This window comes from Micromonospora sp. NPDC049049 (assembly GCF_040649115.1).
Taxonomy (GTDB): Bacteria; Actinomycetota; Actinomycetes; order Mycobacteriales; family Micromonosporaceae; genus Micromonospora.
Genome location: NZ_JBEZEX010000002.1, coordinates 17,170 through 38,171 on the forward strand (window position 1 = coordinate 17,170; position 21,002 = coordinate 38,171).

Here is a 21,002-nt window from a genome sequence, read left to right on the forward strand (position 1 = left end):
CAGCTCCTTAGGGGGTGAGGGTGAAGGGTCGGAAGGTGCGTGGCCCGTAGAGCCGGTCCAGCACCTGGTCGAGTTCGCGCAGCAGGCGCCAGGCGTCGTCGGGCCGGGCGCCCAGGGACCGTTGCCGGCAGCCCTGCGCGAAGGTGTGCAGCTCGCGGGGCGCGCGCGGGCCCATCAGCCAGCTCATGCAGTGGCTGGCCATCGCGATGTCGGTGCCCGGCCCGCACGGCTGCTTGTTGAGGACTTCCTCCGGGTCCCAGCCGTGGCCGGGGACCAGCGCCGGGATGGTGCTGCCGACAGCCGCGGAGAAGCACCAGTCGATCAGCACCACGCCGTGGGCGTCCGGCTCGATCAGCACGTGTCGGGGCACTACCGCGCCGTGCACCACGCCCGCGCGGTGGGCCAGGCCGAGCACGACCACCAGTCGCCGCCACATCCAGGCGACGTCCCGGGCGTCCAGCCCGTCGGGGTACGCGCGCCGCACCTCGTCGAGGTCGTGCAGGCCGGGTGCGGTGGCGAGCACGTTGATCCGCCGTTCCGCGCCGGTGCTGGCGTCGCGGTGCCGGAACTCGTCGACCAGCCGGGGCACGTACGGCAGGTAGCGCGGGTCGCCGCGCTCGGCGATGGTGCGCAGGGCGTGCGCCTCGCGGGCCATCAGGTCGTTGTCGGTGGGCCGTCGGGGGAGCTTCAGCAGCCGGTCGTCGCCGACGTCGTAGAGGTCGGCGAGGTCACCCGAGTGGGCCGGCGCGCCGAGCCGGTAGTCGCCGAGGACTGTGGTCTGCCGGGCCCGCCACCGGGTGGTGACGTGGATGAACGCGTCGGTGGCTTCGGCGCGTACCCCGGGGTCTGTCGGCAGGCGGTCGGGGTGCAGGGCCGCGACCAGCTCGCGGTAGCGGCGGGCCGGCTGGTCGGCGCCGAACAGGTCCGCGTCGGTGCGGGCGGCCGCGACCAGGTGGATTGCCTCGGTGGCCCTCACCGCACCGTCTCCTCGCGGGCGGGGCGCAGCAGCGCCGGGTGCAGCAGGCGGGCGTCGCCGGCCCGGTAGAGGCGGGCGCGCGGGCCGCCCCGGGCACCACCGCGCTCGGTGCTGGCGCCGGTGCTCTCCACGAAGCCCGGCACGGAGAGCACCTTGCGGTGGAAGTTGCCGGCGTGCAGCGGGTGCCCCCAGACCGTCTCGTAGACGGCGCGCAGTTCGCTGATCGTGAACTCGGCGGCGAGGAAGCGGGTGGCGAGCGGGGTGTACTCCAACTTGGAGCGGGCCCGTTCCAACGCGTCGTCGATGATCCGGCCGTGGTCGAAGGCGAGCTGCCGGCTGGTCAACGCGGTCACCGGCAGCCAGATCGCCTCGTCGGCGTCGCTGCCGGCGGCCGGGTCCGGCAGGTCGGGGGCGAACGCGAGGTGGGCGATCGAGACGACCCGCATGCGCGGGTCGCGGTCGGGAGCGCCGTAGCTGCCCAACTGCTCCAGGTGTACGCGGAGCAGCTCCTCGCCGCCGAGCCCGGTCTCCTCGGCCAGTTCCCGTCCGGCGCCAGTGGTCAGGTCCTCGTCGGGGCGGACGAAGCCCCCGGGCAGCGCCCAGTGCCCGGCGAAGGGTGCCTCGCCGCGCCGGATCAGCAGCAGGTGCAGTGCGCCGTCGCGGATGGTCAGCGCCACCACGTCGACGGTCACGGCGACCGACGGATAGGCCCGGGGGTCGTACGCGGCCAGGAAGTCCTGCTCGTTCATCACGTCTCTCTCACTTTGAGAACATCTCGCTCTGAGAACAACTTAGCGCAGAAGTGCGCGCCTGCCAAGCGCAGAGGCAAATCAGCGCACGGTGCGGTGCGGTGCGCTCAGCGCACGAAGCCCGTCAGGTGGGGTCGGCCCCGCGAGTCGTGCAGGGCGAACCCGCCCTCCGGCAGGAGCGCGAAGCTCACAGTGCTCGGCAGTGGCACGGGCAGCTTGAAGGCGACCTCGACGGTGTACGCGTCCGGCAGCCGGGCCTCCAGCGCGGCCAGGCAGCGCGCCTTGCTCCACATGCCGTGCACGATCGGCCGGCGGAAGCCGAACAGCCGCGCACCGAGTCGGGAGGTGTGGATCGGGTTGTGGTCGCCGGAGACCCGCGCGTACTCCGTGCCGACGCGCGGTTCCACTCGCCAGCGGGCGGTGGCCGTCGGCGCGACGGGTCGCTCGCCGGGCTCGCGTCCGTCCGGCCCGCGCTCCCGACCGAGGTACGTCGAGACGCCGCGCCACACCTCCTCCCCGTCGACGGAACCGACCAGCACCACGTCCACCTGCCGCCCTCGGTCGTGGGGGCGCAGGTTCTGCGCGTACGTGGTGAAGTCGAGGGTCTCGTCGGCGGTGATCGGGCGGTGCGTGGTGATCCGGTTGCCGACGTGCACCAGGCCGATCAGCGGGAGGGGGAAGTCCGGCGCTGTCATCAGGCGCAGGGCCAGCGGAAAGCCCATGACGTGCGGAAACGTCGCGGGCAGCCGATCGGTGAGCCGGAACCCGCAGACCCGGTCGTAGTCAGCGAGCTGCGCTCGCTCGACGCTCACCCCACTCACTGTCAACTCGACGGCCGGCAGGTCAGGCCCGCGCCGTCCACTGCCGAGGCCCGGTAGCACGCCGAGCAACGCCCGTCGGTGCAGCGCCCCGACCGCCGGCATCCGGGGCAGCTCGACCAGGCTGCGGCCGCCCGACTCCGACTCCGACCCCGTTCCCATCACGCCCCCAGCAGGCTCTGGCCGCAGACCCGGACCACGTTTCCGCTGACCGCGCCGCTGGCCGGCCAGGCCAGCCAGCCGATCGTCTCGGCCACGTCCACCGGCAACCCGCCCTGGGCCAGGCTGTTCATCCGCCGTCCCGCCTCGCGGACCACCAGCGGGATGCGCGCGGTCAGCCGGGTCTCGATGAAGCCCGGGGCCACCGCGTTGACGCTGATCCCGCGCTCCCGCAGGGGCGGCGCGAGTGAGTCGACCAGCCCGATCACGCCGGCCTTGCTGGTGGCGTAGTTGGTCTGCCCCCGGTTGCCGGCGATCCCGGCGATCGACGAGACCGAGATAATCCGCCCACCGGTAGGGATCAGCTCCCGCTCCAGCAGTACGTCGTTGATCCGTTCCTGGCTGGAGAGGTTGACGTCGATCACCTGGTCCCACCGGTCGGCGTCCATCCGGCCCAGCGTCTTGTCCCGGGTGATGCCGGCGTTGTGCACCACCACGTCGACCCGGCCGTGCCGGCCGGCCAGGTGCTCCGCGAGTCGGGTCGGCGCGTCCGGCGCGGTCAGGTCGAGTTGGACGGCGGTGCCGCCGATGTCGTTCGCCACGGCGGCGAGCGCGTCACCGGCGGCCGGGATGTCCAGGGCCACCACCTTCGCGCCGTCGCGGGCGAGCACCTTCGCCAGCGCGGCACCGATGCCCCGTGCGGCGCCGGTGACCAGCACGACCTGCCCGTCCAGCGGGCGGTCCCAGTCGGCCGGGACGCTCGCCGCGCCGCCGCCGACCCGGATGACCTGCCCCGACACGTACGCGGACCGGCCGGACAGCAGGAACCGGAGAGTCGATTCGAGGCTCGTGCGCGTGCCGGCGGCGTCGCTGTCGCGGGCGACGTGGACGAGTTGCGCGGTGGTGCCCCGGCCGAACTCCTTGCCGATGCTGCGGACCAGCCCTTCGAGGGCGCGCTGGGCGGTCGCCTCGCGGGGTGTCGGGCACTCCTGCGGCGGGGTGCCCAGCACGATCACCCGGCCGCTGGGCAGCACGGCCCGAGCCTGCGGGTGGAAGAAGTCGTAGAGCTGACGCAGCTCGGTCGAGTCGGTAATCCCGGTGGCGTCGAAGAGCAGAGCTCCGTGCCGCTGCGAGGTGCCGGCGGCCGGGTCGGCCAGCTCGACCCCGGCGCTGGTGAGCATCTTGGCAACCGGCTCGGCGAGCCGGGCGCCGGTGGCCGCGCCGAGCAGGGCCGGGCCGGGCAGCAGCGGGTCGCCGGGGTGGTGCCGGCGCAGTCGGGGCGGGTCGGGCAGCCCGAGGCGCTTGACCAGCGCGCGGCCGGCGGCCGATTGGACGAAGCTCGCGTACCTGTCGGTCATGGGCGTAGCCTACTGGCGAGTAGGGTTCGAGCAACACATGTCGAGGAGGCGGATCGTGCAGAGCATTCGGCGGGTCGCGGTCATCGGGGGCAACCGCATCCCCTTCGCCCGCTCCAATTCCCGCTACGCGGACGCGTCGAACGCGGACCTGCTCGGCGCGGCGCTCGACGGCCTGATCGCCCGCTACGGGCTGGCCGGGCAGCGCATCGGCGAGGTGGTCACCGGGGCGGTGCTCAAGCACTCCCGCGACTTCAACCTCACCCGTGAGGTGGTCCTCGGCTCCCGCCTCGACCCCCACACCCCGGCGTACGACATCCAGCAGGCCTGCGGCACCGGCCTGGAGGCGACCATCCTGGTCGCCAACAAGATCGCCCTCGGTCAGCTCGACGTGGGCATCGCCGGCGGTGTCGACACCACCTCCGACGCCCCGCTCGCCGTCAACGAGGAGATGCGCCGCACGCTGCTCAAGCTCAACTCGGCCCGTACGCTGGGCGAACGGCTCAAGATCGCGGCAAAGCTGCGCCCGTCCCAGCCGTTCAAGCCGGAGATCCCGCGCAACGCCGAGCCGCGTACCGGGCTGTCCATGGGCGACCACGCCGCCCGGACCGCAGTGCGCTGGCAGATCGACCGGCGCTCCCAGGACGAGTTGGCGCTGCGCTCACACCAGCGCCTTGCCGCCGCGTACGACAGGGGTTTCTTCGACGACCTGATGACGCCGTACCTGGGGCTCACCCGGGATGCGAACCTTCGCCCGGACAGCAGCTTGGAGAAGCTGGCCTCGCTGAAGCCGGTCTTCGGCACCCGTGGCCCGGACGCCGAGCACGCCACCATGACGGCCGGCAACTCGTCACCCCTCACCGACGGCGCGTCCACTGTGCTGCTGGCCAGCGAGGAGTGGGCGGCGGCGCACCACCTGCCCGTGCTGGCCTGGTTCAGTTGGTCGGAGACGGCGGCGGTGGACTTCGTGCACGGCGACGAGGGGTTGCTGATGGCACCCGCGTACGCGGTGCCCCGGATGCTGGCCCGTGCCGGGCTGACGTTGCAGGACTTCGACTACTACGAGATCCACGAGGCGTTCGCGTCGCAGGTGCTGGCCACCCTCGCCGCCTGGGAGTCGCCGGAGTTCGCCAAGGACCGGCTCGGCCTGGACGCGCCGCTCGGCGCTGTCGACACCGACCGGCTCAACGTCAACGGTTCGTCGCTGGCCGCCGGGCATCCGTTCGCCGCCACCGGCGGGCGCATCGTGGCGACCCTGGCGAAGCTCCTGGCCGAGCGGGGCAGCGGGCGTGGGCTGATCTCCATCTGCGCCGCCGGTGGTCAGGGCGTGACCGCCATCCTGGAGCGCTGAACGGCGCGTGCACGGCGACGCCCGCCGGACCCGAGGGTCCCGGCGGGCGTCGATCGTGCGGTGGGGCTCAGCCGAGGGTGAACTTCTCCCAGGTGCTGATGGAGGGGCCGTTGGCGATCAGCGGCTTGGACCCTGCGCCGTCGGCGCTGACGTACTTGTTGTTGATGGTGGCCTTGAAGCTGACGGTGCCGTCGCTGTTGCGGACGATGATGAATCGTTCCCAGGTGCTTGCGGTCGGGCCGTTCGCGATCAGCGGCTTGGTGCCTGCGCCGTCGGCGGACACGTAATGGTTGTTGACGCGGGCGAGGAGGCCGACCTGCCCGTTGCCGAGATCGACCACGTCGAACCGCTCCCAGAGGCTGGCCGTGGGAGCGGAGGCGATCAACGGCTTGGTTCCCGCGCCGTCAGCGCTGACGAAGCGGCCGTTGACCTTCGCCTTCAAGGACCGGTTCGCGTCCGGTACGACGACCAGGAGGAACTTCTCCCAGGTGCCGATGGTGGACCGGCTGGCACTCAACGGAAGGGCTCCGCTTAAATCGGCGGTCACGTACTGGTTGGTGGTGGGGGTCTGGAGGCTGATGGTGCCGTCGCTGTTGCGCACCAGCGTGAACGCCTCGCGTACGTTCACGACCAGGCTGTCCGCTGTCAACGTGGCGAGGTCGAACTGGGAGACGGCGACGTAGCGCCCGGCCGCCCGGGAGAAGAGGGCGACCTTGCCGTTGCCGGCGTCCGCCAGGTCGAACTGCGCGATGGTGTTCGGTTCGGCCTCGTTCGGTCGAAGCCCGTGGCTTTTCTCGTAGCTCACGTAGCGGCCGTTGGACAGGGCGCGCAGACCCACCGTCCCGGTCGGCCGCAGGACGCTTATCAGCCTGCTGTGAGCCGCCGACCGCCCGTCGGTGCCGGTGACGATGACGTTGACGACGTAGAGGTCCGGCTTCGTGTAGGTGTGCGAGGCGGTCGGGCTCGTCTGGGTGACGGTGCTGCCGTCACCGAACGAGAACTGGTAGGACGCGATCGGGCTGAGGCCGGGGGTGGAGGCGGACGCGTCCACAGTCACCGATTGCGCCTGGAGATTCAGGGCGACGTCGAAGGACACCACCGGGGCGCGGACGGCCTCCACGGCACCACGGTCGGCGTAGGTGAGCGGGCCGGCCCCGGTGTTCGCTATGGCCGGGTCGTCGATGCGCGGCCAGCCGGCACGGTCGAGGGTCGGGTAACCGGGGGCGGCCGAGTTCGCCGAGTCGATGTTGTCCTTGGCCTGTCCCGTCTCGCGGTCGTGCGCGGCCTGGCCGGACGCGGCCCGGAACGCGGCGAGGCTCATCCGGGTGTTCCAGGCGTAGATCTCCGGGGAGTCGTTGTTGTAGTGGTGGGCGTTGTTGTAGTCGACCACCGTCTTCCCGACGGCACCGCCGTAGACGCCGATCTCGACACCGTCGAGGTATGCCGGGTCGCAGTAGCCCTGGTTGAAGAAGCCGTTCGTGATCAGCACGTTGTTCTGCACTGAGACGCCGGACGAGGCTCCGTCGACGCGGATGCCGTCGCGGCAGCGGTCCTTGATGGTGTTGTTGGTGATCGCCGTGCCGGTGCCACCGTTGTTGTGCACGCCGTGGCCGGGGCCACCGTCGATCTGGTTGTTGGCCACCACAGTGTCGACCGCACCCACCCCGATGGCGACTGCCGCTGCGGTGAAACCGCTGACCTTGCTGTCGAGGATGCTGACTCTCGGCCCGTCGACCCGAACGCCGACGCCGTCGGAGGGTGTCCGGTACCCGGCGCTGCTCAGTACGTTCACGGATTTGACCAGCACGTCGCTGCTCGCGGCGTCGATGATGATTCCGGCGTTCAGGGTCGGCCCGCTGGCGGTGATCTGCTTCAGCGTCGATCCTGTGACACCGGCCAACCGGACCGCGGGCGCGGTCGAGGAGGTGTCCATCGCGAAGTTGCCGCCCTGGATGGTGATCCGCGAGGAGTTGCGCAGGTCGAGGCCGGGCAGCGCGCTTGTCGATCCGTTGGCGCGCAGATTCTTGAGTACGACATCGTGCTGGCCGTCGATCACGAAGCCGGCGGTCGCACCGATCAGAGTTGCCACGTCACTGGCGAAGAAGGTGACTGGCTGCTCAGGCGTGCCGGACGTGGGGATCGTGACGCGTTCCCGGTAGTTGCCGCCGCCGACGTCCACCGTCTGGCCGGCCGTGACCACTGCGGCCGCAGCGCCGATGGTGCAGAACGGTTGCGCCAAGGTCCCCGGGTACTGGTCGGAGCAGTTCGCGGTGGGATTCTGTCGGACGTAGAGCGTCGTCGGAGCGTCCGCCTGGGCCGGCAGGATGGTGCCCACCAGGGCACCACCGGTCAGCACGACGGTCGCGAGACCAGAAAGGAGGGATTTACCCATGCTTTGCCTCGGGGATGAGGAGGAGCCGGCGGTCGCCGGGAGTCAGATAAAGGTGATCATGCATCACCGGCCGATTGAGGCGCTGACCGCAGTGACAAAACGGCCACTCCGCCGGTGTGTGCAAGGCGACGCCCGCCGGACTTGAGGGTTCCGGCGGGCGTCGACAGTGCGGTAGGGCTCAGCCGAGGATGAACCTCTCCCAGGAGCTGACGACCGGGCCGCTGGCGATCAGTGGCTTGCTGCCCGCGCCGTCCGCGCTCACGTACTTGTTGTTGATGGCGGCCTTGAAGCTGACAGTGCCGTCGCTGCTGCGGACCATTGTGAACCGCTCCCAGGTGCTGGCAGTCGGTGCGTTCGCGATCAGCGGCTTGGCCCCAGCGCCGTCGGCGGACACGAAGTGGTTGTTGACACGGGCGAGAAGGCCGACCTGCCCGTTGCCGAGATCCACCACGTCGAACCGCTCCCAGGTGCTGGCGGTCGCCGCGCTCGCGATCAACGGCTTGGCCCCCGCGCCGTCGGCGCTGACGAAGCGACCGTTGACCTGCGCCTTCAGGGACCGGTTCGCATCCGGTACGACGACCAGGAGGAACTTCTCCCAGGTGCCGATGGAGGGCCGGCTGGCGCTCAGCGGAGTGGCGCTGTTGACGTCCGCGGTCACGTACTGGCTGGTGATGGGGGCCTGGAGGCTGATGGTGCCGTCGGCGTTGCGCACCAGCTTGAACGACTCGTGTACGTCCACCAGAACGCTGTCCGCTGTCAATGTGGCGAGGTCGGACTCAGCGACGGCGACGTAGCGACCGACCGCCCGGGAGAAGAGGGCGACCCTGCCGTTGCCGGCGTCCGCCAGGTCGAACTGCGCGATCGTGCTTGGTTCGGCCTGGTTCGGTCGAAGCCCGTAGCTCTTCTCGTAACTGACGTAGCGGCGGTTGGACAGGGCGCGCAGACCGACGGTCCCGGTCGGCCGCAGCATGCTGATCTGCCTGCCGTAAGTCCCCGACCGACCGTCGGTGCCAGTGACCGTGACGGCGATCCGGTAGGAGCCCGGGTTCGCGTAGGTGTGCGAGGCGATCGGGTTCGTCTGGGTGACGGTGCTGCCGTCGCCGAACGAGAACTGGTAGGACGCGATCGGACTGAAGCCGGGGAGGGAGGCGGACGCGTCCATAGTCACCGAGCGCGCCTGGATGTTCATGGCGACGTCGAACCGCACCTCCGGGCTCCGGACGGCTTCCACGGTGCCACGGTCGGCGTACGTTATCGGGCCGGCGCCGGTGTTCGGCACGCCCGGATCGTCGACGCGCGGCGCGCCGCCGCGGGCGAGGGTCGGGTAACCGGGGGCGGCCGAGTTCGCCGAGTCGATGTTGTCCCGGGCCTGCCCCGTCTCGCGGTCGTGTGCGGCCTGGCCGGAGGCGGCCCGGAACGCGGCAAGCGACATCCGGGTGTTCCAGGCGTAGATCTCCGGGGAGTCGTTGTAGTAGTGGTGCGCGTTGTTGTAGTCGACCACCGTCTTTCCGACGGCACCGCCGTAGACGCCGATCTCGACCCCGTCCAGCACCTTGCTGTCGCAGTAAGCCAGATTGAAGTAACCGTTCAGAGCAAGCACGTTGTTCTGTACGGAGACGCCGGACGAGGCTCCGTCGACGCGGATGCCGTCGCGGCAGCGGTCCTTGATGGTGTTGTTGGCGATGGCCGTGCCGGTGGCCCCGTTGTTGTGCACGCCGTGGCCGGCGCCCCCGGAAATCACGTTGTTGGCCACCACGGTGCCGGCCGCGGTGGGCCCGAGCGCGATCGCCGCGTTGCTGAAGCCGTCGACGCTGCCACCGATGTACGAGTTGCGCTGCCCGTCGATCCGGACGCCGACCGTGTTGTCGGCAAGGATGTAGTTGGCATAGCCCTGCACGCTCGTGTCCTGGATGGCCACGTCACTGCTGGCGGAGTCCATGGTGATGCCGGCGCTGGCGGTCAACCCGCTGACCGTGATCTTCGACAGGCTCGAGCTGGTCACGCCGGCGAACCGGATCACCGGTGACGTCGCGGGAGTGTTCAGGGCGTAGGTGCCGCCCCGGATGGTGAGGCCCGAGGAGTTGCGCACGTCCAGGGCCGGCACGTCGCCCGACCCGACGACGCGGAGGTTCTGGAGCACCACATCGTGCTGGCCGTCGATCACGAAGCCGGCCGTCGCGCCGATCAGGGTCGCCGCGGAACTGGAGGTGGTGACGAACGTTACCGGCTGCTCCGGCGTGCCGGACGCGCCGATCGTGACGCGCTCCCGGTAGGTGCCGCCGCCGACGTCGACGGTCTGCCCGCCGGTGACGATCGCTGCTGCGGCTCCGACGGTGCAGAACGGCTGCGCCAACGTGCCCGGGAACTGGTCCGAGCAGCCGGTGGCGGCATTCTGCCGAACGTAGAGCGTCGTCGGAGCGGCCGCCTGGGCGGGCAGCGCGGTGCCCACCAGGGTGCCGCTGATCAATAAGGCGGTCGCGAGACCAGCGAAGAAGGATTTACGCATGCGCGCCTCGAAGAGGAGGAGGATCCGGCGACGCCGGAAGTCAGATAAGGCGATTTTGCATGATCGACAAGTGAGGTGCTGACCTGGGTGACAAAACGGCCACCCGTCAGTGAGATGCAACAAGAAGTTCCTGATCTCTTCATCGGGTGGCCCGTTGCTGGCAAGGCCGCCCGATCGCCTCCGTCACCCGCTGACGAGCCGCGCTGACGCGTACGCGACGACGCCCGCCAGACCGTGCGGCCTGGCGGGCGTCGAGGTGGTGATTTTCAGCCGAGGGTGAACTTCTCCCAGGTGCTGATGGCCGGGCCGTTGGCGATCAGTGGCTTGCTGCCCGCGCCGTCGGCGCTGACGTACTTGCTGTTGATGCCGGCCTTGAAGGTGACCGTGCCGTCGCTGTTGCGGACCATCGTGAACCGTTCCCAGGTGCTGACGGCCGGGCCGTTGGCGATCAGCGGCTTGGTGCCCGCGCCGTCGGCGGACACGAAGCGGCTGTTGGCGCGGGCGAAGAGGGCGATCTGGCCGCTACCGAGGTCGGCGATGTCGAACCGCTCCCAGCTGCCGACGGTCGCCGCGCTTGCGATCAGCGGCTTCACACCGGCACCGTCGGCTATCACGTAGCGGCCGTTCACGCTGGCCTTCAGCGACCTGTTCGCGTCCGCGACCGGCACCTGGGCGAACTTCTCCGAGGCGCTGATGGTGGACCGGCTGGCGCTCATCGAGACGGTGCCGCTGGCGTCGGCGGTGACGTACAGGTTGTTGCTCGCCTTGAGGCTGACGGTGCCGTCACTGTTGCGGACGACAGTGAACTTCTCCGACGTGCCAACCACCTGGCCCGCGGCGTTCAGGGACTCGTTGGCCGACTGCGTGACGTAACGGCCGTTGGACCGCGCGACGAGGGCCACCTGGCCGTTGCCGGCGTCCGCCAGGTCGTACTGCGCAGCGGCGGTCAACCCGGCCTGGTTCGGCAGGAGAACCGACGCGGACGTACCCACGTAGCGACGGTTCGACATCGCGAGCAGTCCCACGGAAGCGGTCCGCCGCAGCACGCTGACCTGCTCGGCGCTGCTGCCGGTCAGGCCGTCGGTCCCATGGGGGGTGACGGTGACGCTGTAGGTGCCCGGCGTGGCGTACTTGTGCGTGGCGATCGGACTGGACTGGCGGGTGGCGGAGGTTCCGTCGCCCCAGCTGAACTCGTAATCACGGATCGGGACGAAGCCCGGCGTCGAGGCGGAGGCGTCCACCCTGACCGTGCTCGTGGCGAGGTCCACTGTGGCGTCGAAGGACGAAACCGGGTGTTTGATGGACTCGGCAGCGCCACGGTCGGCGTACGCGATCGGGCCGGCGCCGGTGTTCGCCACTGCCGGATCGTCCCGGCGTGGCTTGCCCTCGGTGTCGAGATCCTGGTAGCCGGGCGCCGTCGAGTTCGCCGAGTCGACATTCTCCCGGACATCCGACGTGTACCGGTCGTGTGCGGCCTGCCCGGAGACGGTGCGGAACTGGGTGAGACCCATCCTGGTTCCGTTCCACGAGTAGCCGGTCGCGGTCGCGGACTGGTGCCAGGTGTTGTTGTAATCGATCACGGTGCCGCTCACCGCGGCGTCGTGGACCGCGATCTCAGCGCCCTCGGGCGCCTGCGGGTCGCAGTAGCCCTGGTTGAAGGCGGCGTTGTTGCGGAGCACGTTGTTCTGCACCGAGACCTGCGACGATGCACCGTCAACCTGGATGCCGCCCAGGCAGCGGTCCTGGATCTCGTTGTTGGCGATGGCAGTGCCCACGGCTCCGCGGTTGTGGATGCCGTACCCGATCCCGCCCTTGATCCGGTTGTTGGCGATCACCGTCCCGGCGGCGGCAGGGCCCACCGAGATGGCAGCTCCGGAGAAGCCGGCAACATCGCCGTCGATGATCGTGCTGCGCGGCCCGTCGACTCGAATGCCCACGCCGCTATCGGCGGCGACGTGGTTCGGGGCGGTCGACACCAGCGTGTTGCTAACGCGCACGTCGCTGGTGGAGGCATCCATCGTCAATCCGTCGGCGAGCGCCGCTCCGGTGGCGATGAGGCCATCCAGCCATGTCCACGTCGCATTGGCGAGTCGGATGGCGGGCGCGGTGGCGACGTTTGCCATGGTGAATCTGCCGCCCGCGACCACTACGTTCGAGGCGTTTCGCAGATCGAGGGCGGGCACGTCGGCAGACCCACTGACATTGATTCCCTCGATATAGATGTCGTGCTGGCCGTCGACGACCAGCCCCGCGTTCGGACCGACGAGCGTCACCGGGGTGCGAGGGGTCTTGGCGACGAAAGCGATTCCCGATTCCGGGGTGCCAGAGCTGGTGATGGTGACGCGCTCGGCGTAGGTGCCGCCGTCGATCCAGACCTCCCCGGGGGCGGTCACCACGGCGGCTGCGGCACCGATCGTGCAGAACGGCGTGTCGTCGGAGCCAGGCCCCTGGTCGGAGCAGTTCGCGTCGGCCTGCCTGACGTGCAGAAGCATCACAGGGTCGTCTGCCTGGGCGGGTGCGCCGGTGGCCAGAAGGGTGCCGCCGGTTACCGCGATCGCGGTGAGGCCGGCAAGGGATCTTCTACGCATGCATGCCCTCTGTCGTGAAGGTGGGATTCGGCTCTGCCGGAGATCAGATGGAGACCATGATCCGATACCGGCTGGTAGCTGTACCGCCCCGGGCGACAAAACGGCCACTCGGCCCCACCGGCACCCGCCCTGGCCTGCCGGCCGCACGGGCCGCCGGGTAGGAGAGAATGAGGCACGTGACGACGATCCCCAACGTGCTTGCCAACCGGTACGCCTCGCCCGAACTGGTCGCCCTCTGGTCCCCGGAGGAGAAGGTCCGGATGGAGCGGCGGCTCTGGCTCGCCGTTCTCCGCGCTCAGCGCGACCTGGGAGTGCCGGTGCCGGACGGCGTTGTCGAGGCGTACGAGCGGGTGCTCGACCAGGTCGACCTCGCCTCGATCGCCGAGCGGGAGCGGGTCACCCGGCACGACGTGAAGGCCCGGATCGAGGAGTTCAGCGCGCTCGCCGGGCACGAGCACGTGCACAAGGGGATGACCTCCCGCGACCTCACCGAGAACGTCGAGCAGCTCCAGGTGCGCGCCTCGCTGGAGCTGATCCGCGACCGGGTGGTGGCCACCCTGGCCCGGTTGGCCTGGCTGGCCCACGAGCACTCCGAGCTGGTCATGACCGGCCGGTCGCACAACGTGGCGGCGCAGGCCACCACGTTGGGCAAGCGCTTCGCGTCGGCGGCCGAGGAGCTGCTGATCGCGTACGAGCGGCTGGAGGATCTGATCGCCCGCTACCCGCTGCGGGGGATCAAGGGACCGGTCGGCACGGCCGCCGACCAGCTCGACCTCTTCGAAGGTGACGCCGACAAGGTGGCCGAGTTGGAGCGGCGGGTCGCCGAGCACCTGGGCTTCTCCCGGGTGCTGGACAGCGTCGGGCAGGTCTATCCGCGCTCGCTCGACTTCGACGTGCTGGCCGCGCTGGCCCAGACGGCCGCCGCGCCGTCCTCGCTGGCCACCACGATTCGGTTGATGGTCGGCCAGGAGCTGGCGACCGAGGGCTTCAAGCCGGGTCAGGTCGGTTCCAGCGCGATGCCGCACAAGATGAACACCCGTTCCTCGGAGCGGGTGAACGGCTTCGCCGTGATCATCCGGGGTTACCTGTCGATGGTCGGCGAGCTGGCCGGTGACCAGTGGAACGAGGGGGACGTGTCCTGCTCGGTGGTCCGCCGGGTGGCGCTGCCGGACGCGTTCTTCGCCGCCGACGGGCTGTTTCAGACGTTCCTCACAGTGCTCGACGAGTTCGGCTCGTACCCGGCAGTGATCAACCGGGAGCTGGAGCGGTTCCTGCCGTTCCTGGCCACCACGAAGATCCTGGTCGCGGCGGTCCGGCGAGGCGTCGGCCGGGAGGTCGCCCACGAGGTGATCAAGGAGCACGCGGTGGCGGTGGCCCTGGCGATGCGCGAGAAGGGCTCACCGGAGAACGACCTCTTCGACCGCCTGGCAGCGGACGACCGACTCGGCCTGTCCCGCGCTGACATCGACACCCTGGTCGCCGACCGCAACGCCTTCGTCGGCGCCGCCCAGGCCCAGGTGGCAGCGGTGACGAGCCGCATCACCGCTGTGGTGACCGCCCACCCGGACGCCGCCACCTACAGCCCACCCCCCATCCTCTAGCTCCCACCCCGCCCCACCTGACCCACCCCGCCCCGCCCCTTCGGGTGATCAAGAGGTTTGCGTCATTTTCGATCTCCCTGATGACCGAAACCTCTTGATCAACAGGGGCAGAGGGGTGGGCCCGGTGGGTGGGTGGGTTACTCGCCGGTTGGGGTTTCTGCTGCGGTGCGGAGGTTGGGGGCGCTGGCGGGTTCGGCGATGCCGCCGAGAGATTCGGCGAAGGCCGGGTCGGTGGCGGTCTCCGCCGCGACCGCCGGCTGGTCGGCCGGCATGACCTCGGGCATCTTGGGTACGGCGACCACCGCCGTCCCGTACGCGCAGATCTCCATCCACATCTCGCCGCAGTCCCGGCTGTCGAACCGCATGCCGATCACCGCGTTCGCGCCGATCCGGAGGGCCTCCTCGCCGAGGCGGGTCACCGAGTCGGTGCGCCACCGGGTCAGGTTGTCCGGGGCCATCGGGTCGTACGCGCCACCGCGCAGGTTCTTCACACCCTCGCGGTACGGGTTGCGCGTCCTGGCCATCGATGACACCACCTCACCGAGAATCTGGCGGATCTCGTAGCCGGGCAGTTGCTCTGTCGTCACGACCAGCACGGTTCCGATGCTGTCAGGAGTGGCCCGACCCGATCGGGTGCATTGTTCACCTGATCGGATGCTGCAAAACGACGCGGCGCGGACGGCCGGCACGCGGCCGACCATCCGCGCCGAGCGGGGCGCTAACCGTCAGACACCGGCCACCGAGGTGATCCACGCCCGGTTGTACGCAACGCTGCCGTAGTTCTGGATGCTCGACCCGTCGGCGGTGGAGGCGACGCCGACCTGCTGACCGTTGTAGAACTGCGGGCCGCCGGAGTCACCGCGCCAGGCGTTGCCGTTGATCCGGGTGCTGCGGATCGCCTGGCCGCCGTACGCGTCGGTGGCGCCGTTACTGGTCACCCGGACGGTGGCGGTCTTGAGCTGGGTGGACGCCGAGCAGCCGCTGTAGCAGGTCATGCCCCAGCCGTAGATCGAGTTCGTCGAGTTGATCGGCGGGTTGCTGCTGGCCAGGCTGACCGCGGAGGTGCTGACGGTGCTGGAGAGCCGCATCAGCGCGAGGTCGTTGCGGGTGTAGGTGGCGCTGACCGTGCGGGTGACCCCGCCGGAGGTGCGGTTCACGCTTCCGACGCGCACCGACATGGTGCCGCTGATGCAGTGCCGGGCGGTGAGCACCCACTGCGCGGCGATGACGCTGCCGGAGCAGGTGAACGAGCCGTTGCTGAGCACCGCGGCGGCCCAGGGGGCGGACGAGACGGTGCCGCCGCCGATGATGGGTTGCGGGCCGGCGGGGGCGGCGGACGCGGCGGACGTGACGCCGAGGGCGCCGACCAGCGCGGTGCTGAGTACGGCGAGCAGGGGGCGGATGCGCATCGGGTGGACTCCTTGGACGGGGCGGGCCCGGGGTCGCCGGGCGCGGGCGGCGCCGGACGGCGGGGTTCCCGGCGCCGGCAGATCGACCTACGTCGATGTAGAGTAGGGCGCGACGCGATCGTTATCAAGGAGGTCATCGAGCGTTATCAAGGAGACCATCGAGGTTGCCCAATGTAACGATTCGGCCACCCGCCGCGCCGTATATGTCCTGCTAGGGCCACCTGTAGCGCCTGACGTGTCACCCTGAGCGTCAGTAATGTCGATCACTGCCTGAACCGCACCCGGCCGGTGCGTCCGCGGCGATATCTGCCAGGTACGCTGGCTGCGCTCGCCCATTTGTGGGTCGGCACCCAACTGCGTACACAGTCAGGAGTGCCCAGTGCCTCGCGTCGTCGTCGACGTCATGCTCAAGCCCGAGATCCTTGATCCGCAGGGCCAGGCCGTCGCAAACGCGCTGCCCCGGCTCGGCGTCGGTGACGTCGCCTCGGTTCGGATCGGCAGGCGCATCGAGATCGAGTTCACCGGTGAACCGGACCTGGACCGCGCCCGGGAGATTGCCGACAAGCTGCTCGCCAACCCGGTCATCGAGGACTTCACCGTCCGCGTGGTCGAGGCCGACGAGACCGCGGACGCCCGCTCGTGACCGCCCGGGTCGGTGTGGTCACCTTCCCCGGCTCGCTCGACGACGGGGACGCGGCCCGGGCCGTCCGGATCGCCGGCGCTGAGCCGGTCCGACTCTGGCACGGCGATCCGGAGCTGCACGGTGTCGACGCGGTCGTCCTGCCCGGAGGTTTCTCCTACGGTGACTACCTGCGGTGCGGCGCCATCGCCCGGTTCGCCCCGGTGATGGAGACGATCGTGGACGCCGCTCGGAGTGGCCTGCCGGTGCTCGGCATCTGCAACGGCTTCCAGATCCTCTGCGAGGCGCACCTGCTGCCCGGCGCGCTCACCCGCAACCAGCACCTGCACTTCCGCAACCGGGACCAGGTCCTGCGCATCGAGTCGGCCGGGACGGCGTGGACCAACGCGTTCCAGCCCGGCCAGGAGGTGCTCATCCCGGTCAAGAACGGCGAGGGCTGCTACGTCGCGGACACCGCGACGCTGGACCAGCTCGAAGCCGAAGGTCGGGTGGTCGCCCGCTACGTCGGCGGCAACCCCAACGGGTCTCAGCGCGACATCGCCGCGATCACCAACGCCGCCGGCAACGTGGTCGGCATCATGCCGCACCCCGAGCACGCGGTGGAGGCGCTCACCGGCCCTTCGCTGGACGGCCTCGGCTTCTTCACGTCGGTCCTCAAGCACCTGGTCGGGGCGCCGGCATGAGTGCGAGGAGCGGCTTCGGCGGGCACGAGCGCAGCGAGGAGAGGTCATGACCACCCATCCGGATCCGGTACGGGACACGCCGGAGGCGTACTCCGCCCCGGCGCAGCCGTCCGAGCCGAGCCCCGCGCAGCCGGCCGCACCGGCGACCGCTCCCGCCCAGCCGGCCGCCGCCGTCTGGGCCGAGGGCGTGGACACCGTGCCGCGCGCCGGTGGCACCCCGGGCGAGCTTCAGCCGTACACCGAGCTTGGTCTGCGCGACGACGAGTACGACCGGATCCGGCAGATCCTCGGCCGCCGGCCCACGCAGTCCGAGCTGGCGATGTATTCGATCATGTGGAGCGAGCACTGCTCCTACAAGTCGAGCAAGGTGCACCTGCGCCAGTTCGGCGAGAAGGCCCCGCACAGCGACCGGCTGCTCGCCGGCATCGGTGAGAACGCCGGTGTCGTGCAGATCTCCGACGAGCTGGCGGTGACCTTCAAGGTCGAGTCGCACAACCACCCGAGCTTCGTCGAGCCGTACCAGGGCGCGGCGACCGGCGTCGGCGGCATCGTCCGGGACATCCTCGCCATGGGCGCCCGCCCGGTCGCGGTGATGGACCCGCTGCGCTTCGGTGCCGCGGACCACCCGGACACCGCCCGGGTGCTCACCGGCGTGGTCGCCGGAGTGGGCGGCTACGGCAACTGCCTGGGCCTGCCCAACATCGGTGGTGAGCTGGTCTTCGACCCCTCCTACCAGGGCAACCCACTGCTCAACGCGCTCTGCCTGGGCGTGCTGCCGGTCAACCGGTTGCAGAACAAGGCCGCCGCCGGGCCGGGCAACGTTGTCGTCCTGATGGGCGCCAAGACCGGCCGTGACGGCATCGGCGGCGTGTCGGTGCTGGCCAGCGCCACCTTCGACGAGGGCAGCGAGGCGCGCCGACCCGCCGTGCAGGTCGGCGACCCGTTCACCGAGAAGCTGCTGATCGAGGCGTGCCTCGAGCTGTACGACGGCCAACTTGTCGTCGGCATCCAGGACCTCGGCGGCGCCGGCCTGACCTGCGCGCTCACCGAGACCGCCGCCGCTGCCGGCACCGGCATGCGGGTCTGGTTGGAGCGGGTGCCGCTGCGCGAGCCCTCGATGGACCCGCACGAGATCCTGGCCAGCGAGTCGCAGGAGCGGATGCTGCTGGTCGTCGAGCCGGACAAGCTCGACGCGGTGCTCAAGACCTGTGAGAAGTGGGGCGTTCTCGCCACCGCGATCGGTGAGGTCACCGCACCGGAGCCGGACGGCCGCCCGGGTCGCCTGCTGATCACCTGGCAGGACCACCTGGTCGTCGACGTGCCGCCGGGTTCGCTGGTGGACGACGGCCCGGTCTACGCCCGCCCGATGCGCGAGCCGGCCGACCTGATCCTGCTCCAGGCCGACCGGGCCGAGACGCTGCCCCGCCCGGCCGACCCGGACGCGCTGCGGGAGACCGTGCTGCGCATGATCGCGTCGCCGAACCTGGCCGACAAGACCTGGGTCACCGAGCAGTACGACCGCTACGTGCTGGGCAACACGGTGCTCGCCCAGCCGGAGGACGGCGGCGTGATCCGGATCGACGAGCGGACCGGCCTCGGTGTGGCGCTGTCGGTCGACGGCAACGGCCGGTACACCCGACTCGACCCGTACAACGGCACCAAGCTGGCCCTGGCCGAGGCGTACCGGAACGTCGCGGTGACCGGCGCGAAGCCGATCGCCGTGACCAACTGCCTCAACTTCGGTTCGCCGGAGGACCCGGGCGTGATGTGGCAGTTCGCCGAAGCCGTACGCGGCCTGGCGGACGGCTGCCTGGAGCTGGGCATCCCGGTGACCGGCGGCAACGTCAGCTTCTACAACCAGACCGGCGCGGCGGCCATCCACCCGACCCCGGTTGTCGGCGTGCTGGGCGTGCTGGACAACGTCGCCGACCGGGTGCCGATGGGCTTCGTGCCGCGCGCCGCTGGCGACCACGACCAGCTCTACCTGCTCGGCGAGACGAACGTGGAGCTGTCCGGCTCGGAGTGGGCCTGGGTGACGCACGAGCACCTCGGTGGTATTCCGCCGCAGGTCGACCTTCTCCGCGAGAAGGCGCTGGCCGAGTTGCTGGCCGAGGCGGCCCGCGTCGGTCACCTCAGCTCGGCACACGACCTCTCCGACGGAGGCCTGGCCCAGAGCCTGGTCGAGTCCTGCCTGCGTCGCGGCGTCGGTGCCCGGGTCGCGGTGCCGGAGCAGTTCGCCGAGGGCTCGATGCCGTTCGTCTACCTGTTCAGCGAGTCCGCCACGCGGGCGCTGGTCTCGGTGCCGCGCGGCCACGACAAGGCGTTCGCGGCGCTCTGCGCCGAGCGGGGCGTGCCGTTCGAGCTGATCGGCGTCACCGACCCGTCCGGTGGGGCGCTCGAGGTGCACGGCCAGTTCCGGATCGGCCTGGACGAGCTGCGTACCGCGCACACCGAGACGTTGCCGCGCCTCTTCGGGGGTTCGGCGTCCGTCGAGGTGCCCGCGCCGGCTGCCGGCGTGGCGGGTGCGGTCGAGGCCGTCCCGTTGCCGGGCGAGCCGGCCGAGCCGGTCGACGCGGCCGAGGTGGTCTCCGAGCCGATCGCATCCTCGGGTCCGTCTCCGGAGACCGGCGCGGTCGAGCCGATCGGGTCGGAGCAGCCGGGCGAGGTGTCCGAGCCTGACTCCGGTGTCACCGAGCCGTCGCCTGACGAGCGCTGAGGCGTTGACGGCCGCCGTCTACGGCCAGCCCGGATCGGGTGCCCGGTTCGACTGGGGGCTGACCGGGGCGGCCGAACTCGGCCGGGTCTGCGCGGCGCTGGTGGTGGTGGACGTTCTCTCGTTCACCACCGCCGTGGAGGTGGCGGTCGCCCGGGGGATGCGGGTGCACCCGTTCCCCTGGGGTGAGCAGGCGGCCGAGTACGCCGTCCGGGTCGGTGCGACCGCTGCGGTCGGGCGGCGGCAGACGACCGCGGAACATCCATGGTCGCTCTCGCCCGCCGCGCTGAGCAGCGCACCGGTGGTGGCGGACCTCGTGCTGCCCTCCCCGAACGGCTCGGCCATCAGCGCCGCCGCCAGCGCCACCGGCCTGCCGGTGGTCGCGGCGTGCCTGCGCAACGCGCGCGCCGTCGGGCACTGGCTGCGCCGCCAGGGGTACGGCACGCTGGACGCCCCGATCGGCGTGATCGCTTCGGGGGAACGGTGGCCGGACGGGTCGCTGCGACCGTCGGTGGAGGACCAACTCGGCGCCGCCTCGGTGCTGGACGCCCTCTCCGGTGTGCCCGGTGGGCTCTCGGTGGAGGCGGCCATGGCGCTCGCCGCGCTGGCGAGCACCCCGGATCTGCCCGCCGCGGTGCGCGGCAGCGTCTCCGGACGGGAGTTGACCGAGAGCGGCTTCGCCGCGGACGTGGACGTCGCCGTCCGGATCGGCGTGTCGGACGTCGTGCCGGTGCTCCACCAGGGCGTCTTCTCCGCCGCCTGACCGCGGACTGCCCGCGCCTGCCCGCGCCTGCCCGCGCCTGCCCGCGCCTGCCCGCGCCTGACCCGCGCTGGGCGCTCCCTGTGATCAACTCGGCTTTTCGGAAGTCGCGGTGTCCAGGTCTTCGGGATGGCCCGACTTCACTGACAGCGAGTGGGTCTTGCAGCGAAAACGGCCACCCGGATCTCCGGGTGGCCGTTTTCATGTGCTGTGGTGGGGTCAGTCGTCCAACCAGTCGAGGCGGCGACCGCCGCGCTCGGTCGGCGGCGGGGTGTCCGGTCGGTTCCGCCCGGCGGGCTGGC

15 protein-coding genes are annotated in these 21,002 nt (G+C 70.6%); 6 read left to right on the forward strand and 9 right to left on the reverse strand.

All coding sequences use genetic code 11. The features are described 5' to 3' along the window. Positions 1–7: 7 nt before the first annotated feature. From AB0B68_RS02460 to AB0B68_RS02475, 4 genes are all read right to left on the reverse strand, one after another. Positions 8–976 carry a serine/threonine protein kinase gene (locus AB0B68_RS02460; protein WP_357257533.1) on the reverse strand — a complete coding sequence of 323 codons (969 nt, stop codon included), beginning with the start codon at positions 974–976 and terminating at the stop codon, positions 8–10. Next, complete coding sequence (locus AB0B68_RS02465; protein WP_357203718.1) at positions 973–1,725, reverse strand: NUDIX domain-containing protein; 753 nt, start codon at positions 1,723–1,725, stop codon at positions 973–975. Before AB0B68_RS02465 ends, AB0B68_RS02460 begins: the two co-directional genes overlap by 4 nt. A gap of 107 nt (positions 1,726–1,832) precedes the next feature. Beyond that, a complete protein-coding gene (locus AB0B68_RS02470) occupies positions 1,833–2,705 on the reverse strand; it encodes a MaoC/PaaZ C-terminal domain-containing protein (RefSeq protein WP_357257535.1) in 873 nt (290 codons plus the stop codon). Further along, positions 2,705–4,060: a 3-oxoacyl-ACP reductase gene (locus tag AB0B68_RS02475; protein ID WP_357257537.1), complete on the reverse strand. Its 1,356-nt coding sequence runs from the start codon at positions 4,058–4,060 to the stop codon at positions 2,705–2,707. Before AB0B68_RS02475 ends, AB0B68_RS02470 begins: the two co-directional genes overlap by 1 nt. A 55-nt stretch (positions 4,061–4,115) precedes the next feature. Here AB0B68_RS02475 and AB0B68_RS02480 point away from each other — a divergent pair, with 55 nt between their 5' ends. Continuing rightward, complete coding sequence (locus AB0B68_RS02480) at positions 4,116–5,408, forward strand: acetyl-CoA C-acetyltransferase (protein WP_357203710.1); 1,293 nt, start codon at positions 4,116–4,118, stop codon at positions 5,406–5,408. Between the two features lie 67 nt (positions 5,409–5,475). Here AB0B68_RS02480 and AB0B68_RS02485 read toward each other — a convergent pair whose 3' ends face one another. From AB0B68_RS02485 to AB0B68_RS02495, 3 genes are all read right to left on the reverse strand, one after another. Further along, positions 5,476–7,800: a right-handed parallel beta-helix repeat-containing protein gene (locus AB0B68_RS02485; RefSeq protein WP_357257539.1), complete on the reverse strand. Its 2,325-nt coding sequence runs from the start codon at positions 7,798–7,800 to the stop codon at positions 5,476–5,478. Between the two features lie 178 nt (positions 7,801–7,978). Then, on the reverse strand, positions 7,979–10,306 hold the full coding sequence (locus AB0B68_RS02490; RefSeq protein WP_357203704.1) for a PKD domain-containing protein: 2,328 nt from the start codon (positions 10,304–10,306) through the stop codon (positions 7,979–7,981). 266 nt (positions 10,307–10,572) lie between these two features. Further along, positions 10,573–13,002 carry a PKD domain-containing protein gene (locus AB0B68_RS02495; RefSeq protein WP_357257541.1) on the reverse strand — a complete coding sequence of 810 codons (2,430 nt, stop codon included), beginning with the start codon at positions 13,000–13,002 and terminating at the stop codon, positions 10,573–10,575. 68 nt (positions 13,003–13,070) lie between these two features. Between AB0B68_RS02495 and purB the strand changes: the two genes are divergently transcribed. Further along, the gene (gene purB, locus AB0B68_RS02500; protein ID WP_357257543.1) at positions 13,071–14,495 is read left to right on the forward strand and encodes an adenylosuccinate lyase; all 1,425 of its coding nucleotides are present in this window, start codon (positions 13,071–13,073) and stop codon (positions 14,493–14,495) included. A gap of 137 nt (positions 14,496–14,632) precedes the next feature. Here the strand turns inward: purB and AB0B68_RS02505 are convergent, their stop codons facing one another. Both AB0B68_RS02505 and AB0B68_RS02510 read right to left on the reverse strand, forming a co-directional pair. Beyond that, positions 14,633–15,196 (reverse strand): YbjQ family protein, encoded by a 564-nt coding sequence (locus AB0B68_RS02505; protein WP_357257545.1) that lies wholly within the window; start codon positions 15,194–15,196, stop codon positions 14,633–14,635. Positions 15,197–15,220: 24 nt separating this feature from the next. Further along, positions 15,221–15,904 carry a trypsin-like serine protease gene (locus tag AB0B68_RS02510; protein WP_355004709.1) on the reverse strand — a complete coding sequence of 228 codons (684 nt, stop codon included), beginning with the start codon at positions 15,902–15,904 and terminating at the stop codon, positions 15,221–15,223. 379 nt (positions 15,905–16,283) lie between these two features. Between AB0B68_RS02510 and purS the strand changes: the two genes are divergently transcribed. From purS to AB0B68_RS02530, 4 genes are read left to right on the forward strand one after another with little or no spacing between them, the layout of a single operon-like run. Further along, entirely contained in the window at positions 16,284–16,547 is a 264-nt protein-coding gene (purS, locus tag AB0B68_RS02515) for a phosphoribosylformylglycinamidine synthase subunit PurS (protein WP_350854676.1), read from the forward strand. Then, the gene (gene purQ, locus AB0B68_RS02520) at positions 16,544–17,227 is read left to right on the forward strand and encodes a phosphoribosylformylglycinamidine synthase subunit PurQ (protein ID WP_357203691.1); all 684 of its coding nucleotides are present in this window, start codon (positions 16,544–16,546) and stop codon (positions 17,225–17,227) included. Before purS ends, purQ begins: the two co-directional genes overlap by 4 nt. Positions 17,228–17,273: 46 nt before the next feature. Then, positions 17,274–19,943 carry a phosphoribosylformylglycinamidine synthase subunit PurL gene (purL, locus tag AB0B68_RS02525; RefSeq protein ID WP_357257547.1) on the forward strand — a complete coding sequence of 890 codons (2,670 nt, stop codon included), beginning with the start codon at positions 17,274–17,276 and terminating at the stop codon, positions 19,941–19,943. 4 nt (positions 19,944–19,947) lie between these two features. Further along, positions 19,948–20,703 carry a 2-phosphosulfolactate phosphatase gene (locus AB0B68_RS02530; protein WP_112586203.1) on the forward strand — a complete coding sequence of 252 codons (756 nt, stop codon included), beginning with the start codon at positions 19,948–19,950 and terminating at the stop codon, positions 20,701–20,703. The last annotated feature ends 299 nt before the right edge of the window (positions 20,704–21,002 follow it).